This is a genomic window from Pseudomonas sp. CM25 (assembly GCF_013179705.1).
Taxonomy (GTDB): domain Bacteria; phylum Pseudomonadota; class Gammaproteobacteria; order Pseudomonadales; family Pseudomonadaceae; genus Aquipseudomonas.
Genome location: NZ_JABMCW010000104.1, coordinates 1 through 16,674, shown reverse-complemented (window position 1 = coordinate 16,674; position 16,674 = coordinate 1). Strand labels below are relative to the sequence as shown.

General features: G+C 64.4%; 12 protein-coding genes and 1 rRNA gene. 11 read left to right on the top strand and 2 right to left on the bottom strand.

Translation table 11 applies throughout. The annotated features are described in order from the left end of the window. The 7 genes from rrf to HP546_RS13415 all read left to right on the top strand — a co-directional run. Positions 1-101, top strand: a 5S ribosomal RNA gene (gene rrf, locus HP546_RS13445); the annotation flags it as partial. Between the two features lie 148 nt (positions 102-249). Next, positions 250-3,726 (top strand): exodeoxyribonuclease V subunit gamma, encoded by a 3,477-nt coding sequence (gene recC / locus HP546_RS13440; protein WP_172225763.1) that lies wholly within the window; start codon positions 250-252, stop codon positions 3,724-3,726. Beyond that, a complete protein-coding gene (gene recB / locus HP546_RS13435) occupies positions 3,723-7,397 on the top strand; it encodes an exodeoxyribonuclease V subunit beta (protein WP_172225760.1) in 3,675 nt (1,224 codons plus the stop codon). Before recC ends, recB begins: the two co-directional genes overlap by 4 nt. Next, the gene (gene recD, locus HP546_RS13430) at positions 7,394-9,469 is read left to right on the top strand and encodes an exodeoxyribonuclease V subunit alpha (RefSeq protein ID WP_172225757.1); all 2,076 of its coding nucleotides are present in this window, start codon (positions 7,394-7,396) and stop codon (positions 9,467-9,469) included. The genes recB and recD overlap by 4 nt, the downstream gene beginning before the upstream one ends. Before the next feature lie 96 nt (positions 9,470-9,565). Beyond that, a complete protein-coding gene (locus HP546_RS13425) occupies positions 9,566-10,132 on the top strand; it encodes a YfiR family protein (RefSeq protein WP_172225754.1) in 567 nt (188 codons plus the stop codon). After that, entirely contained in the window at positions 10,129-11,400 is a 1,272-nt protein-coding gene (locus tag HP546_RS13420; protein WP_172225751.1) for a diguanylate cyclase domain-containing protein, read from the top strand. Before HP546_RS13425 ends, HP546_RS13420 begins: the two co-directional genes overlap by 4 nt. 4 nt (positions 11,401-11,404) lie before the next feature. Then, entirely contained in the window at positions 11,405-11,896 is a 492-nt protein-coding gene (locus HP546_RS13415; RefSeq protein WP_172225733.1) for an OmpA family protein, read from the top strand. 137 nt (positions 11,897-12,033) lie between these two features. Here the strand turns inward: HP546_RS13415 and HP546_RS13410 are convergent, their stop codons facing one another. Continuing rightward, positions 12,034-12,984 (bottom strand): LysR family transcriptional regulator, encoded by a 951-nt coding sequence (locus tag HP546_RS13410; protein WP_172225730.1) that lies wholly within the window; start codon positions 12,982-12,984, stop codon positions 12,034-12,036. 132 nt (positions 12,985-13,116) lie between these two features. Between HP546_RS13410 and HP546_RS13405 the strand changes: the two genes are divergently transcribed. Together HP546_RS13405 and mmsB are read left to right on the top strand one after the other, a co-directional pair. Next, positions 13,117-14,643: a CoA-acylating methylmalonate-semialdehyde dehydrogenase gene (locus tag HP546_RS13405; RefSeq protein ID WP_172225727.1), complete on the top strand. Its 1,527-nt coding sequence runs from the start codon at positions 13,117-13,119 to the stop codon at positions 14,641-14,643. Between the two features lie 10 nt (positions 14,644-14,653). Further along, positions 14,654-15,541 carry a 3-hydroxyisobutyrate dehydrogenase gene (mmsB, locus tag HP546_RS13400; RefSeq protein ID WP_172225724.1) on the top strand — a complete coding sequence of 296 codons (888 nt, stop codon included), beginning with the start codon at positions 14,654-14,656 and terminating at the stop codon, positions 15,539-15,541. Between the two features lie 125 nt (positions 15,542-15,666). Here the strand turns inward: mmsB and HP546_RS13395 are convergent, their stop codons facing one another. After that, positions 15,667-16,011 (bottom strand): cupin domain-containing protein, encoded by a 345-nt coding sequence (locus HP546_RS13395; protein ID WP_003251579.1) that lies wholly within the window; start codon positions 16,009-16,011, stop codon positions 15,667-15,669. 169 nt (positions 16,012-16,180) lie between these two features. Between HP546_RS13395 and HP546_RS13390 the strand changes: the two genes are divergently transcribed. Both HP546_RS13390 and HP546_RS13385 read left to right on the top strand, forming a co-directional pair. Continuing rightward, positions 16,181-16,408 (top strand): type II toxin-antitoxin system HicA family toxin, encoded by a 228-nt coding sequence (locus tag HP546_RS13390; RefSeq protein ID WP_172225766.1) that lies wholly within the window; start codon positions 16,181-16,183, stop codon positions 16,406-16,408. Then, a partial coding sequence (locus tag HP546_RS13385) for a type II toxin-antitoxin system HicB family antitoxin (RefSeq protein ID WP_172225721.1) occupies positions 16,405-16,674 on the top strand: 270 nt, incomplete at its 3' end. The genes HP546_RS13390 and HP546_RS13385, both read left to right, overlap by 4 nt.

The window sequence follows — 16,674 nt, the reverse complement described above, 5'->3', positions numbered from 1 at the left end:
GCATTGGAACCACCTGATCCCATCCCGAACTCAGTAGTGAAACGATGCATCGCCGATGGTAGTGTGGGGTCTCCCCATGTGAGAGTAGGTCATCGTCAAGATTCATTTCGCAAAACCCCTATCTGCGTATGCAGGTAGGGGTTTTGTCTTTTCCGCTGGAAAAGTTTTGTCTACATGCGTGCCATGGCCCCAGCGATGCCCCGTGATATGGTTCCGCATCAGAATCCACCGCCTTCCAGGGAATGCTCAATGGCCACTACCAACCTCCACCCCGGCTTCATGATCGTCCACGGCAACCGCCTGGATGACCTGCGCAGCCTGGTGGTGAGCTGGATGCGTCGCTACCCGCTGGCGCCGCTGGAAAATGAGATCGCCCTGGTGCAGAGCAACGGCATCGCCCAATGGCTCAAGCTGGCATTGGCCGAAGACCCGCTGGAAGGTGACCTGGGTGGCTGCGGGATTGCTGCTGCGATCGATGTACAACTGCCGGGCAGCTTCATGTGGCAGCTGTATCGTGGCGTGCTGGGCCGGGAGGAAATCCCCGAGGTATCCCTGCTCGACAAAGCTCCCCTCACCTGGCGCCTGATGCGTCTGCTGCCGGCCTTGATCGAACGCCCGCATTTCGAGCCGCTGCGGCGTTTCCTCACCGACGACAGCGACCTGCGCAAGCGTTACCAGCTCAGTGAGCGCCTGGCAGACCTGTTCGACCAGTATCAGGTCTACCGCGCCGATTGGCTAAAGGACTGGGCCGCTGGCCAGCACTTCCTCAACACCGCTCGTGGCGAGCGCAAACCGCTGCCACCGGGGAACCGCTGGCAGGCCGAACTGTGGCGGGCCTTGCTGGACGACGTCGGTGAGCAGGGCATGGCCCAGAGCCGCGCCGGGGTGCACCAGCGCTTCATCGAACGTATCAACAGCCTGGAGCAGGCGCCTGCAGGGCTGCCATCGCGGGTGATAGTGTTCGGCATTTCCTCGCTGCCAGCCCAGGCCCTGGAAGCACTGGCGGGGCTGGCTCGGTTCAGCCAGGTACTGCTGTGCGTGCATAACCCCTGCCGCCACCACTGGGCCGATATCGTTGCAGACAAGGACCTGCTGCGGCACCAGTACAAACGCCAGCAACGCAAGCAGGGCATGCCGCTGCAGCTGGATGACCAGTCGCTGCACCAGCATGCTCACCCGTTGCTGGCCGCCTGGGGCAAGCAAGGCCGCGACTACATCAACCTGCTCGACAGCTACGACGACCCCGGTAGTTACCAGGGCGTGTTCAGCGATGGCCGTATCGACCTGTTCAGCGACGGTTCGCCCACTACTCTGCTCAACCAGTTGCAGGACGACATCCTCGAACTGCGCCCGCTTGCCGAGACCCGCGAGCTGTGGCCGCCAGTGGATACCAAGCAAGACCGCTCGGTGCGCTTTCACATCGCTCACAGCCCGCAGCGCGAAGTGGAAATCCTCCACGACCAGTTGCTCGCCCGCTTCAGTGCCGACCCCACGCTGCGCCCGCGTGACGTAATCGTCATGCTGCCGGCCATCGACACCTATGCACCGCATATTCGCGCGGTGTTCGGGCAGTTGCAGCGCAACGACCCGCGCTACATCCCGTTCACCCTGACCGACCAGGGCCAGCGCGGCCGCGAGCCTTTGTTGATTGCTCTGGAGCACCTGCTCAAGCTGCCAGACAGCCGCTTCGCGGTCAGCGAAGTGCTAGACCTGCTGGACGTGCCCGCAGTACGCGCTCGTTTCGGCATTCGTGAAAGCGACCTGCCCACGCTGCATCGATGGATCGAGGGCGCGGGCATTCGCTGGGGGCTCAACGCCGAGCAGCGGGCCAGCCTGGGCCTGCCTGGCGGGCTCGAGCAGAACAGCTGGCGGTTCGGCCTGCGGCGAATGTTGCTGGGTTACGCCGTAGGTGTCGGCGAAGCCTGTGATGGCATCGAACCCTATGATGAGATCGGTGGCCTTGATGCGGCACTGATCGGCCCACTGGTCGCGCTGCTCGACGCCCTCGAAGTGGCTTGCCAGGCGTTGTCCGAGCCCGCGACCGTAAGCCAGTGGGGTGAGCGCTTGCATGCCTTGCTGCAGGTATTCTTCCTGGCCGAGGGCGAGCGCGACGAGTTTCTGTTGATGCAGTTGCAGGATCTGCGCGACAGCTGGCTTGAAGTGTGCGAGACCGTCGGCCTGCAAGATCCACTGCCACTGACCGTCGTGCGCGAAGCCTGGCTGTCGGGTCTTGACCAAGGCAAGTTGTCCCAGCGTTTCCTCGCAGGCTCGGTCAACTTCTGCACCCTCATGCCGATGCGCGCCATTCCGTTCCGGGTGGTCTGCCTGTTGGGCATGAACGATGGCGACTACCCCCGTGCCCAACAACCGCTGGACTTCGACCTCATGGCCAGCGATTACCGCCCAGGTGACCGCTCGCGCCGCGAGGATGACCGCTACCTGCTGCTTGAAGCGCTGCTGTCCGCACGTGACCAGTTGTACGTCAGCTGGGTCGGGCGCAGTATCCGCGACAACAGCGAACGCCCGGCGTCGGTATTGATCGGTCAGTTGCGCGATCACATCGCTGCTGGCTGGTACCTCGCGGGTACAGAACAGGGGCAGCCAGTAGAGCAGGGCGAGCAGCTGTTGCACGCCCTGACTCAGGAACACCCGCTGCAGCCGTTCAGCCCTCGGTATTTCCAGAAGGGCAGCCCGCTATTCAGCTTTGCCCACGAATGGCAGGTATTGCACCGGCAAGGCGAGGAGCAGCAGGGCGAACCCGGCCTGCCGCCTTATCACGACGATGAAGCCTTGAGCCTGACCCAGCTGAATGACTTTTTGCGCCACCCGGTGCGGCACTTCTTCAGTCAGCGCCTGAAGGTATACTTCGAAGCATTGGCGGCACCGACCCCGGACGAAGAACCTTTCGTACTCGACACCCTGCAACGCTACGGCGCCAGCGAAAGCCTGCTGGTGGCAGCCTTGGCCGAGCCTGACCAGGCCGAGCAAGCCCTGCAGGCCCAGGCCAGGCGCCTGCAGGCCTGTGGTTTGCTGCCCCTGGCCGGTTTCGGCGAACTGCTGCAGCGCGAGCTGATCGAACCCTTGCCCGACCTGCTGCAACGTCATCAGCAGCTGCTGCAACGCTGGCCACAGCTGGTGGAGGGCGCATTGCCGGTGCATTTCGCGCACGCTCAGCACCGCCTCGAAGGCTGGCTGGGCCGGGTGTTCCAGGCCGATGACCAGAGCCTGCTCAGCATTACCACAGTACCCAATACCATCAGCGCGGGGCGCAACAACCTCAAGTGGCACCGCCTGATCGCGCCCTGGGTCACGCACCTGGCGGCCTGCGCAGCTGGCTACCGCTACAACAGCGCGCTGGTGGCCAGTGACCTTACCCTGCTGCTTGCGCCGGTGGCGCAAGAGCAGGCGGCGCAACTGCTGGGCGATTTGCTTGTGGCGCGTCAGGCGGCGATGAACGCGCCGTTGCCCGTCGCCGTCAAGACTGCCTTTGCCTGGCTGGCCCAGGACGATGCCGACAAAGCCCTGGCCGCAGCAGCCCGCGCCTACGAGGGGGACGAGCGCACCAGCTTCGGCGAGCGCAGCGAGAGCATCGCCCTGGCGCGCCAATACCCCGACTTCGCTGCGCTCACCGCCGACGAAACCTTCGAAGGCTGGTGTGAAACCCTGTACCGCCCGTTGTTCAACGCCCCCTGGCAGACCCTGGGCAACCCGGAGAAAGGCGCATGACCCAGGACCGTCCCCTGGCACTCAGTTTCCCCCTGCATGGCAGCCAGCTGATCGAGGCCAGCGCAGGCACAGGCAAGACCTTCACCATTTCGGCACTGTACCTGCGTCTGATCCTCGGCCACGGCGGCGAGCAAGGCTTCGAGCGTGAGCTGCTGCCACCGCAGATCCTTGTCGTGACCTTCACCGACGCCGCCACCAAAGAGCTGCGCGAGCGCATTCGTGCCCGCCTGGCCGAGGCCGCGCGCTTCTTCCGGGGCGAGCTGGAAATCGCCGATCCGCTGCTGCACCAGCTGCGTGACGATTACCCGCACGAATCCTGGCCGCGCTGTGCTGGCCGCCTGGAGGTCGCGGTGCAGTGGATGGACGAAGCAGCGGTATCGACCATTCACGGATGGTGCCAGCGCATGCTGCGCGAACACGCCTTCGACAGCGGCAGCCTGTTCACCCAGACCTTGGAGACCGATCACAGCGAGCTGCTGGGCCAGGTCATGCGTGATTACTGGCGGCGCTTCTGCTACGGCATGCAAGGCGATGCACTGGCCTGGGTGCGTGGCCACTGGGGTAGCCCCGATGCCTTGCTGCCGCGGATCCGCCCACTGTTCGGCCGGGTACGCAGTGGGCAGGATGGGCCCGAGCCCGCCGCCCTGATTCAGGCATCGCTGCAGCAGCGTGGTGAGCAGCTGGCCCGGCTGAAGGCGCCCTGGGCGCTGTGGGCAGAAGAGCTGCGGCAGATCTGCCGCGATGCGCTGGCCGCCAAGCAGGTGGATGGCCGCAAGATGCAGGCCCGTTACTTCGAGCCCTGGTTCGATAAACTTTGCGCCTGGGCCGGCGATGAGCAAGTCGCTGAACTCGACCTGGGCACCGGCTTCACCCGCCTGACCCCTGCGGGCATGGCCGAAGCCTGGAAGGGCACGCCACCCGAGCACCCGGCCCTCGACGCCATGCAGACCTTGCAGCAACAATTGCAGGCCCTGGACAGCCCGGATGCCCCCCTGCTGGAGCATGCTGCCAACTGGGTATCGGCACGCTTTGAAGTGGAGAAACGTCGGCGTGCGGAAATGGGTTTCGACGACATGCTCGTGCGCCTGCAGCACGCCCTGGCAAGTGACGCCGGCGAGCGCCTGGCCAGCCTGATTCGCGAGCAGTTCCCGGTCGCGCTGATCGACGAATTCCAGGACACCGACCCGGTGCAGTACGGCATTTTCGAACGCATCTACCAGATCAGTGAAAACCGTGCGCAAACCGGCCTGTTCATGATCGGCGACCCCAAGCAGGCGATCTACGCATTCCGCGGTGCCGACATCTACACCTACCTCGCCGCGCGGCGCGCCACCAGCGGCCGTTTGCACAGCCTGGACACCAACTACCGTTCCAGCAAGGCCATGGTCGCGGCAGTCAACCAGGTGTTCCTGCAGGCCGAGGCGCGTGAAGCTGGGCGGGGTGCGTTCCTGTTCCGCGAAACGGATGACAACCCGCTGCCGTTCATCGAGGTGCGCGCCAAAGGCCGTGGCGAGCATCTGCTGATCGACGGTGTGGCCAGTGCAGCGCTGCAATGCTGGCAGCTGGAAAGCGAAGAGCCGGTCTCCAGCACCGTCTACCGACAGAAACTGGCCGCCAGTTGTGCCAGCCATATCGTCGCCCTGCTCAACGGCGGCCAGCAAGGCACGGCAGGCTTCCAGAATGGCGAGGGTGAACTGCGCCCGTGCCTGCCCTCGGACATCGCCATCCTGGTGCGCGATGGCCACGAAGCGCAGATGGTCCGTGCTGAGCTGGCGGCCCGTGACGTGCGCAGTGTGTACCTGTCCGACAAGGACTCGGTGTTCGCCGCCCAGGAAGCTCACGACCTGCTGGCGTGGCTCAAGGCGTGCGCCGAGCCCGACTCGGAGCGCCTGCTCAAGGCCGCCCTGGCCAGCCTTACGCTAGGCTTGTCGCTGGCGGCGCTGGACCGGCTGAACCAGGACGAGCGTGTCTGGGAAGGCTGGGTCATGCGTTTTCGCCACTACCGTGACACCTGGCAGCGCCAAGGTGTGTTGCCGATGCTGCGGCACCTGCTGCATGACTTCGAGCTGCCACGCACACTGATCCGCCGCAGTGATGGCGAGCGGGTGCTGACCAACCTGCTGCACCTGGCCGAGCTGCTGCAACAGGCTGCTGGTGAGCTGGACGGGGAGCAGGCACTCATCCGCCACCTGGCCGAGCACCTGGCCAGTTCCGGACAGGCTGGCGAAGAGCAGATCCTGCGCCTGGAAAGCGACGAGCAGTTGGTGAAGGTGGTCACCATCCACAAATCCAAGGGTCTGGAATACCCCCTGGTCTACCTGCCGTTCATCTGCACCAGTAAACCGGTGGACGGCAGCCGCTTGCCGCTGGCCTGGCACGACAGCGAAGGCAACGCCCACCTGACACTCACCCCGAATCAGCAACAGATCGAGCGCGCGGATGACGAGCGCCTGGCCGAAGACCTGCGGCTTCTTTACGTCGCCCTGACCCGTGCCCAGCATGCCTGCTGGCTGGGCGTTGCCGACCTCAAGCGGGGTAATCAGAAAAGCTCGCAACTGCACCGCTCGGCGTTCGGCTACCTGCTCGGTGGGGGCCTTGCGCTGACCGGCTCGCAACAACTCAAGGACTGGTTGCAAGCATTGGCGGCGTCCTGCCCGTACATCACTTGCCCAGGCCTGCCGCAGGCCGATGAACAGCTGTATCGCATGCCACACGCCGAGCGTGAACTGCTGCCGGCCCGCAAACCGCGGCGCGCCGCAGCCGAGCACTGGTGGATCGCTTCGTACAGTGCCCTGCGCGTCGGCGATCAGGCCCTCGGTGCCGATAGCTCGCAGGCACAGCAGTTGCTAGATGACGAAGTGGTCGATGCCCAGGTGCTGCGCGAGGTCCCCGCCGACAGCGGCGATATCCACCGCTTCCCGCGTGGACCAAACCCCGGCACCTTCCTGCATGGCTTGCTGGAATGGGCCGGCCGCGAAGGGTTCAGCGAGGTCAGCGGCAATGCGCAGTTGATCGAGCGAACCGTTGGCCAGCGCTGCAACCGCCGTGACTGGGCCGGCTGGATTCCCACCTTGACCGAGTGGATGCAACGCTTGCTGGGCGAGGCGCTGCCGTTGCCGGGCGACAACCCGTGCGTAACCCTCGGGCAGTTGCGTCATTACCAGATCGAAATGGAGTTTTGGTTCGCCAGCCACCAGGTCGACGCCGAACAACTCGACCGCCTGGTCGCCCGTCACACTCACCCCGGCCTGGCGCGCCCTGCCGCGCTGCCGACGGTGCTGAACGGCATGTTCAAAGGGTTCATCGACCTGGCGTTCGAGCTGAACGGGCGCTACTACGTGACCGACTACAAGTCCAACTGGCTGGGCCCGGACATCCAGGCCTACGATGCCATGGCCATGGAAAAGGCCATCCTCGAGCATCGTTACGACCTGCAGTATGTGCTCTACCTGCTGGCGCTTCACCGCCAGTTGCGCGCGCGCCTGCCGGATTACGACTACGACCGCGATGTCGGCGGCGCCCTGTTCATCTTCCTGCGCGGTGCCAGCAGCAGTGGTCACGGTGTGTATCACGCCAAGCCACCGCGCGAGCTGATCGAAACCCTTGATGCGCTGTTCCGTGGCGAGCACCCGCCCACGCAGCAGGACCTGTTTGCCGGAGTCACGCCATGAGCCGTAGCCTTGTCGACCTGTTGCCCACTCCCTTGAACGCCGAGCACCTGCTTGCGCTTAAACCACAGCATGACAGCGGTGACCTCCTGCAACTGCTCGACCGCTGGGTGGAGCGAGGCTGGCTGCGGGCCCTGGACCGGGCGTTCGTATCCTTCCTGGAAGAGCGGGCCCCCGGCAGTGACCCCTTGCTGCTGCTGGCGGCGGCACTGGCCAGCCACCAACTGGGGCACGGCCATGTCTGCCTGGACCTGCAGCAAACCCTGGCCGAGCCTGACTTCGCCCTGTCATTGCCGCCCGAAGGCGATGCTCTGACCGGGCCTTTGCTGCTGCCATCGCAATTGCTGGCCAATCTGGACCTGAACGCCTGGCGCAAGCGCATCGGCACCAGCCCGCTGGTAGCCACCGGCGACAGCCCTGGCCAGCAGGCCCGGCCCTTGGTGCTTAGCGGCGAGCGCCTGTACCTGCGCCGGTACTGGAGCTACGAGCGGCGCATCGACCATACCCTGCGCCAGCGTCTGACCCAGGCCGAAGCGCCGCTCGCCGACCTGCCGGGCCGCCTGGCACAGTTGTTCGAAGGTGGTGCCCCAGCAGGCCAGGTGGACTGGCAGAAACTCGCCTGTGCGCTCGCCACCCGCGCCGGCTTCAGCATCATCACCGGCGGCCCCGGCACCGGCAAGACCACTACCGTTGTGCGCCTGTTGGCTTTGTTGCAAGCGCCAGCGGTGGAGCAGGGCAGGCCGCTGCGCATTCGTCTGGCGGCGCCGACCGGCAAGGCGGCGGCGCGCCTGACCGAATCCATTGGCCAGCAGGTCGAGCGCCTGCAGGTCAGCAGTGAGGTACGCAGCCACATCCCCACCGAAGTCAGTACCGTGCACCGCCTGCTCGGCAGCCGACCAGGCTCGCGGCATTTCCGCCACCATGCTGGCAACCCGCTGCCGCTGGACGTGCTGGTGGTCGACGAAGCCTCGATGATCGACCTGGAAATGATGGCCAACCTGCTCGATGCCCTGCCGCCCCGGGCGCGCCTGGTGCTGTTGGGCGACAAGGACCAGCTGGCCTCGGTCGAGGCCGGCGCGGTGCTGGGTGACTTGTGCCGGGATGCCGAAGAGGGCTGTTATTCGCCTGCGACCGAAGCGTGGCTGGAGCATATCGGCGGCGAGTCCTTGGCAGGCAGTGGCCTCAAGTCTGGCGATGAACAACGCAACCCGCTGGCACAGCAGGTGGTGATGCTGCGTTTTTCCCGACGTTTCGGCGAAGGCAGCGGCATTGGCCAGCTAGCCCGGCTGGTCAACCGCCAGGACGCCTCCGCGGCGCGCAACCTGCTGGCAATGCCCCCGCCCGACGTGCACAGCGTGGCGCTCAAGCACGAGCAGGATCGCGCCTTCGACCGCCTGCTGCTCGATGGCCTCAATCGGGGTAGCGAAGGCCCGCAGGGTTATAGCAGCTACCTGCGCACCCTGGGGCGCTATCGGCCGGCACTCGATAGCGCGTTTGACGACCCTGCGTGGGAGCAGTGGGCGGCCAAGGTGCTGCACGGTTTCGAGGATTTCCAGTTGCTGTGCGCGGTGCGTCGGGGGGCCTGGGGTGTCGAAGGCCTCAACGAGCGGGTGGCGCGGGTGCTGCACCAAGCCGGGCTGATCGACAGCCAGCAGCCCTGGTACGAAGGTCGGCCTGTATTGGTAACCCGTAACGACTACGGCCTGGGGCTGATGAACGGCGACATCGGCATCGCCCTGCGCCTGCCGGATGAGCGCGGCGAACCGCTGCTGCGGGTGGCCTTCCCGCGTAACGATGGCAGTGGAGGCGTACGCTTTGTCCTGCCCAGCCGGCTGAACGAAGTGGAAACGGTATTCGCCATGACCGTGCACAAGTCCCAGGGCTCGGAATTCAGCCATACCGCGCTGGTGCTGCCGGATGCACTGAACCCGGTACTGACCAAGGAACTTGTGTACACCGGTATCACCCGCGCCAAGCACTGCTTCAGCCTGATCGAACCACGCCAGGGGATTTTCGAAGAAGCAGTGGCGCGCAAGGTGCGGCGTATATCCGGCTTGATGCTTGAACAGGTCTGATCCTGCAGCAGCGGGCTTGCGTCCATCCCTCCTACAGTGATGCGGCCATGTGCTATCGTTGCGCCGATATCGGAAGGGACATAAGAGATTTCCCACATGAACGTGGCCGGGAGGCGAGTGACAAGCTGTGCGCTTTCGCTATTGCTGGCCGCCCTGTTTCTTATCGCAGGCCTTGCCCAGGCAGAAACAGCCACGACCGCCGCCCAGGCGCAGCAACGCGCCAAAGCGGTCACCCAGGTAGTACTGGGCATCTTCAGCTACGCCCGCTGGCCCGTCGACCCCTCACCCTTGCGACTTTGCCTGGTCGGCCCGACCGAATACGCCGATGACCTGATCAAGGGCCATGTGCAGGAGTCGGGCCGCCCGCTGCAGGTGCGGCGCCTGCTGGCAGAAGATACCCAGGTCGCCCAGGCGTGTGACGCCGTCTACATCGGCAAACTCGACCAAGGCCAGCGAGACCGCCTGTTCCAGCGTGTCAACGGCCACCCGGTATTGAGTATCAGCGAAGCGGGTGACCCGTGCACGGTCGGCAGCCTGTTCTGCCTGCGGGTCAGCGACCAGCAGGTGGCTTTTGAGGTCAACCTCGACTCGGTGGCACGTTCCGGGGTGCGTATTCACCCCAGTGTGCTGCAACTGTCGCGGCGTCGGGCGGTGCAGCCATGAAGCCGACACGCAAGCCAGGCCTGCGGCCAACCTTGCGCTCGGTGCTGGGCCGTGGCCACCTCAGCGTGGCCTTGCTCGCCGTCGGCCTGGCCGGGATTTCCCTGACCCTGCTGGGCGTGCTTGCGCTGCGCGTCTACGCCAACCAGAACCTGCACCTGATCGCCCGTTCGATCACCTACACCGTGGAAGCGGCAGTGGTGTTCGACGACAGCGCGGCTGCCAATGAATCGCTGGCGCTGATCGCCAGCACCGAGGAAGTGGCCGAGGCCAAGGTCTTCAACAACGAGGGGGTGCAGCTGGCGCACTGGCAACGCGGCGATACCGGCATGTTCGCGCAGCTGGAAGTGCAGGTTGCAACCGCCCTGCTGGATGAGCCGGTCAACCTGCCGATCATGCACCAGCAGCAGCAGGTCGGGCACATCGAGCTGGTCGGCCAGGGCCGTAGCTTGCTGCTGTTCCTGCTCAGCGGCTTGGCCGGTATCGTGTTTTGCACGGTACTCAGTGCCTTGGCTGCGCAATATTTGTCACGGCGCCTGCTCGGCGATATCGTCCGCCCGTTGCGTGGCCTGGCCAGTGTCGCCCACGCTGCCCGCCGCGAGCGCAGCTTCGACCGCCGCGTGCCGGAAGCGCCGATTGCCGAGCTCAACGAGCTGGGCAACGACTTCAATGCCTTGCTGGATGAGCTTGAGGTGTGGCACAGCCACCTGCAGAGCGAAAACCAGACCCTGGCCCACCAGGCCAGCCACGACAGCCTGACCGGCCTGCCCAACCGGGCGTTTTTCGAGGGCCGTCTGACCCGCAGCCTGCGCAATGCGGCGCGTCAGCAGGATCACCTGGCCTTGCTGTTCCTCGACAGCGACCACTTCAAGCAGATCAACGACACCCTCGGCCATGCCGTGGGCGATGAAGTGCTGATCAGCGTAGCCGACCGTATACGTGCCCAGCTGCGCGAGCACGACCTGGTGGCGCGGCTGGGTGGCGACGAGTTCGCTGTGCTGCTGACGCCTTTGCATTCGCGTCCGGACGCCGAGCACATCGCCGAAAAGATCGTGTCCAGCATGAAGCTGCCGGTGCAGCTGGACAGCGGCCGCAGTATCGCCACCTCACTGAGCGTCGGCATCGCCTTCTACCCGGATGACGGCGCTGACCCCGCCAGTCTTCTCAATGCCGCCGATGCGGCGATGTACCAGGCCAAGCGCAAACGCCCTGGCCAATGGCAAGTGGCGCAGACGGAACGGTCCGCCAATGAAATCGACAACAGGAGTTGAACCCGTGATGCAGGCTTTACGATTCCCCTTTTTGGCCATGCTGCTCGCTGTTCTGGCGCTAACCGGCTGCCAGAACACCCCGCCAAAGGGCCTTACCGCCGAACAGATTGCCGTGCTCAAGCGCGAGGGCTTTACCCCGACTGACGAAGGCTGGGCTTACGACCTGTCCGGCAAGGTGCTGTTCGGCAGCGATCTGGACAGCCTCAACGGGCAGAGCCAGGCGATTGTCGAGCGCATCGGCAAGGCGCTGCTCGGCGTTGGTATCCAGGGTGTGCGGGTGGATGGGCATGCCGATGCCTCGGGCAAGGCGGCCTATAACCAGCAGCTGTCTGCGCGCCGCGCGCAGAGCGTGACCAAGGCGCTGGTCGGGGTCGGCATGCAGGCGCAGAACATCCACAGCCGTGGCCTGGGCAGCACACAGCCCGTGGCGGACAACCGCACCAGCGCCGGGCGTACCGAGAACCGGCGAGTGTCCATCGTGGTGGCGTCCTACTGATCATTGACCCACAGGCCTGGCACCGGCTGCGCCGGTGTTCGCGGGTAACCCCGCTCCCACAGGTACTGTGTTGGCTTCGAGATCACACTGTACCTGTGGGAGCCGGCTTGCCGGCGATGGGCTGCGTAGCAGCCCCTTCATTCTTGAGCAAAGCGCATCTCCCGCGTCTCACCCATCAACAACGGCGCATTCGCCTCGGTCACCCCACGGATGTAATCCCACAACAAGGTAATGCGCTTCAACTTGCGCAAATCCTCCCGGCAGTACATCCAGAATTGCCGCGTCACCTCGATCTCACCAGGCAGCACCGTGACCAGCCGGGGATCCTGCGCCGCCAGAAAGCACGGCAAGATCGCCAGCCCACGGCCCTGCAACGCCGCCGTGTACTGGGCGATCACGCTGGTACTGCGCAAGTGTGCATTGGCGTTGGGGATCAGGTTGGCCAGGTACAGCAGCTCGGAACTGAACGCCAGGTCATCCACATAGCTGATGAACGGGTGCCGGGCCAGGTCCGACACCTGGCGGATCGGCGTATGGCTGTTCAGGTAATCCTGGGTCGCATACAGCCGCAAGCGGTAGTCGCACAGCTTGCAGCACACGTAAGGCCCGTGCTCCGGCCGCTCCAGGGCAATGACGATATCCGCCTCGCGCTTGGACAGGCTGATGAAGTGCGGCAGCGGCAGGATATCCACCGAAATAGCCGGGTAGGCATCGACGAAGTGGCTTAGTTGCGGGGTGATGAAGAAGCTGCCGAAGCCTTCGGTGCAGCCCATGCGCACATGCCCCGACAACGCCACGCCCGACCCCGAAACCTGCTCGCACGCCATGTGCAGGGTGCTCTCGATCGACTCGGCATAGCCCAGCAGGCGTTGCCCCTCGGCGGTAAGGACAAAGCCGTTGGTCCGGGATTTTTCGAACAGCAAGGTGCCCAGCGCACCCTCCAGCGAAGTGATGCGCCGCGACACCGTGGTGTAGTCGACGCTCAGGCGTTTGGCGGCACTGCTGGCCTTGCGGGTGCGGGCGACTTCGAGGAAGAACTTCAGGTCGTCCCAGTTGAGCGCGCTCAGGGATGTGAGGTCTTTTTGCATGATGATCCGGTTTTTTTGTGCGTTCTTGTTGGATGTTTGCACATCTATACTCGAAACATGCCTCAGGACGCCACCTCGCGTTTGCCCGGCGCTGGCGATCTCGTCCCGACAATAATTCCAAGGAGAACGCAGATGAACGCACCGCAATCCCCTGACCAGACCAAAGTCGAGCAGGTCAAGCTGCTGATCGATGGCCAATGGGTCGAATCCACTACCAGCGAATGGCGCGACATCGTCAACCCGGCCACCCAGGAGGTGCTGGCGCGCGTGCCATTTGCCACCGCCGAGGAAGTCGACGCTGCCGTGGCGGCTGCCCACCGCGCCTTCCAGACCTGGCGCAACACCCCGATCGGCGCACGCATGCGCATCATGCTCAAGCTGCAGGCGCTGATCCGCGAACACACCAAGCGTATTGCCCAGGTGCTCAGTGCCGAGCAGGGCAAGACTCTGGCCGACGCCGAAGGCGATATCTTCCGCGGCCTGGAAGTGGTCGAGCACGCAGCCTCCATCGGCACCCTGCAAATGGGCGAGTTCGCCGAAAACGTTGCCGGCGGTGTCGATACCTATACCCTGCGCCAGCCGATCGGCGTGTGTGCCGGCATCACCCCGTTCAACTTCCCGGCGATGATCCCGCTGTGGATGTTCCCCATGGCTATCGTCTGCGGCAACACCTTCGTGCTCAAACCGTCCGAGCAGGACCCGCTTTCGACCATGCTGCTGGTCGAGCTGGCGCTGGAAGCCGGCGTACCGGCCGGGGTGCTCAACGTTGTGCACGGCGGCAAGCAGGTGGTGGACGCCATTTGCACCCACCAGGACATCAAGGCCATTTCCTTCGTCGGTTCCACCGAAGTGGGCACCCACGTGTATAACCTGGGCAGCCAGCACGGCAAGCGCGTGCAGTCGATGATGGGCGCAAAGAACCACGCCGTGGTGCTGCCTGATGCCAATCGCACGCAAACCGTCAACGCCCTGGTCGGTGCCGCCTTCGGCGCGGCGGGCCAGCGCTGCATGGCCACCTCGGTGGCGGTGCTGGTGGGCAAGGCCCGCGAATGGCTGCCGGATATCAAGGACGCCGCCAGCAAGCTCAAGGTCAATGCCGGCTGCGAGCCGGGCACCGATGTCGGGCCGGTGGTTTCCAGGCGTGCCAAGGAGCGTGTGCTGGGCCTGATCGAAAGCGGCATCCAGGAAGGCGCCAAGCTGGAACTCGACGGCCGTGACGTCAGCGTGCCGGGCTACGAACAAGGCAACTTTGTCGGCCCGACCCTGTTCTCGGGGGTGAAGACCGACATGCAGGTGTACACCCAGGAAATCTTCGGCCCGGTGCTGGTAACCCTCGAGGTCGAAACCCTCGACGAGGCCATCGCCCTGGTCAACGCCAACCCGTTCGGCAACGGCACCGGCCTGTTCACCCAGAGCGGCGCGGCCGCGCGCAAGTTCCAGAGCGAAATCGACATCGGCCAGGTCGGTATCAACATCCCGATCCCGGTGCCGGTACCGTTCTTCAGCTTCACCGGCTCTCGTGGCTCCAAGCTCGGCGACCTGGGCCCGTACGGCAAGCAAGTGGTGCAGTTCTACACTCAGACCAAGACCGTCACCGCTCGCTGGTTCGATGATGACAGCGTCAACGACGGTGTGAACACCACCATCAGCCTGCGCTAAGGAGCACCTCATGCGTATCGCATTCATCGGCCTGGGCAACATGGGCGCGCCCATGGCCCGCAACCTGATCAAGGCCGGGCACCAGCTGAACCTGTTCGACCTGAACAAGGCCGTGTTGGCCGAGCTTGCCGAACTGGGCGGGCAGATCAGCCCATCACCCAAGGACGCGGCGGCCAGCAGCGAGCTGGTGATCACCATGCTGCCGGCTGCGGCCCATGTGCGCAGCGTCTACCTGAACGAAGATGGCGTGCTGGCCGGCATTCGCCCCGGTACGCCAACGCTGGACTGCAGCACCATCGACCCGCAGACCGCGCGTGAGGTGTCCAAGGCAGCAGCGGCCAAGGGCGTGGACATGGGCGATGCGCCGGTGTCCGGTGGCACGGGCGGCGCGGCAGCGGGCACCCTGACCTTCATGGTCGGCGCCAGCGCCGAGCTGTTCGCCACCCTCAAGCCGGTGCTGGAGCAGATGGGCCGCAATATCGTGCACTGCGGTGAGGTCGGCACCGGGCAGATCGCCAAGATCTGCAACAACCTGTTGCTGGGTATTTCGATGATCGGCGTGTCCGAAGCCATGGCCCTGGGCAACGCGCTGGGCATCGACACCAAGGTGCTGGCCTGCATCATCAACAGTTCGACTGGGCGTTGCTGGAGCTCGGACACCTACAACCCATGGCCGGGCATCATCGAAACAGCGCCGGCATCACGTGGTTACACCGGTGGCTTTGGCGCCGAGCTGATGCTCAAGGACCTCGGGCTGGCGACCGAAGCCGCTCGCCAGGCGCACCAGCCGGTGATCCTGGGGGCGCTGGCCCAGCAGCTGTATCAGGCCATGAGCCTGCGCGGCGAAGGCGGCAAGGACTTCTCGGCCATCGTCGAGGGTTATCGCAAGAAGGATTGACGCAAAAGGTGGGCTTCATCGCGGGCCAGGCGGCCTTACCTCTGTAACTGCGCACCAGAGGGCAGGGCGCCTGTTCCGCGATTTTTTTTGCCTGTACCGGCCCTGTCGCCGGTAATGATCACAAATCAGGCGAAGACGAAATACTTGCGCACGGTCTCGACCACTTCCCAGGTCCCTTTCATCCCCGGTTCGATCACGAACACATCACCCGCCTTCAGGTGCTTCGGCTCTTCGCCTTCCGGGGTGATGATGCAGTAGCCATCGAGGAAGTGGCAGAACTCCCATTTGTCGTAGTTGACCTCGAACTTGCCCGGGGTGCAGATCCAGGTGCCCATGATCTTGCTGCCGTCAGCCGACAGGTAGGCATTGAGGTTGACGGTGTGCGGATCGCCGCCGATGCGTTTCCACTTGGTGGCGTCCACGACCGGCGTCGGGCAGGTTTCGCGCAGGACGGTGATGAAATCGGACATGGCACAACTCCTGGTGACTGGCTGATTGACCCGTCACCATAGGGCCATTGGCGCAGGCGCAGTTGCCTGGGCTCGACGTCCAGCTGTCTGGACGCGCTATGCCAGTCGTTGGCCTCGACGGTGATGTGCGCTTGTCGGTCCTGCACGCTTATCGCGATGGCTCTGGCGGATTTCCTATGTTGCGACAAGTATTTTCCTACTTGGCTATCGGATCTATCTGGTGGAGATAAAAGGGAGTCATCACCAGTTCAGGCACCCCAGCAAGAAGGGGAGAGTTAAAGTTCCTCATCCCAAAATTGACTTGCCCAAAGGCACAGTACACAGCATTTTGAAACAGGCCGGTGTAAACCCGGCTCGTGGCGGTCCCAACCTGGGCGTCAGAGGAGACAACCAATGAAATTTCCGGTCGTATTGCACAAGGATGCCGGTTCGGATTACGGCGTGACCGTTCCCGATGTGCCGGGCTGCTTCTCCGCCGGTGCTACCGTTGCTCAGGCACTGGACAATGTCCATGAGGCGCTGGCGCTTCATTTCGAGGGGTTGGTCGCTGATAGGGAGGCACTTCCGCAGCCTCGGGAAGTTGATGTCCACGTGGCGAACCCCGACTATGAAGGCGGGGTCTGGGCCGTGGTGGATTTTGATGTCACGCCGTACTTGGGCAAG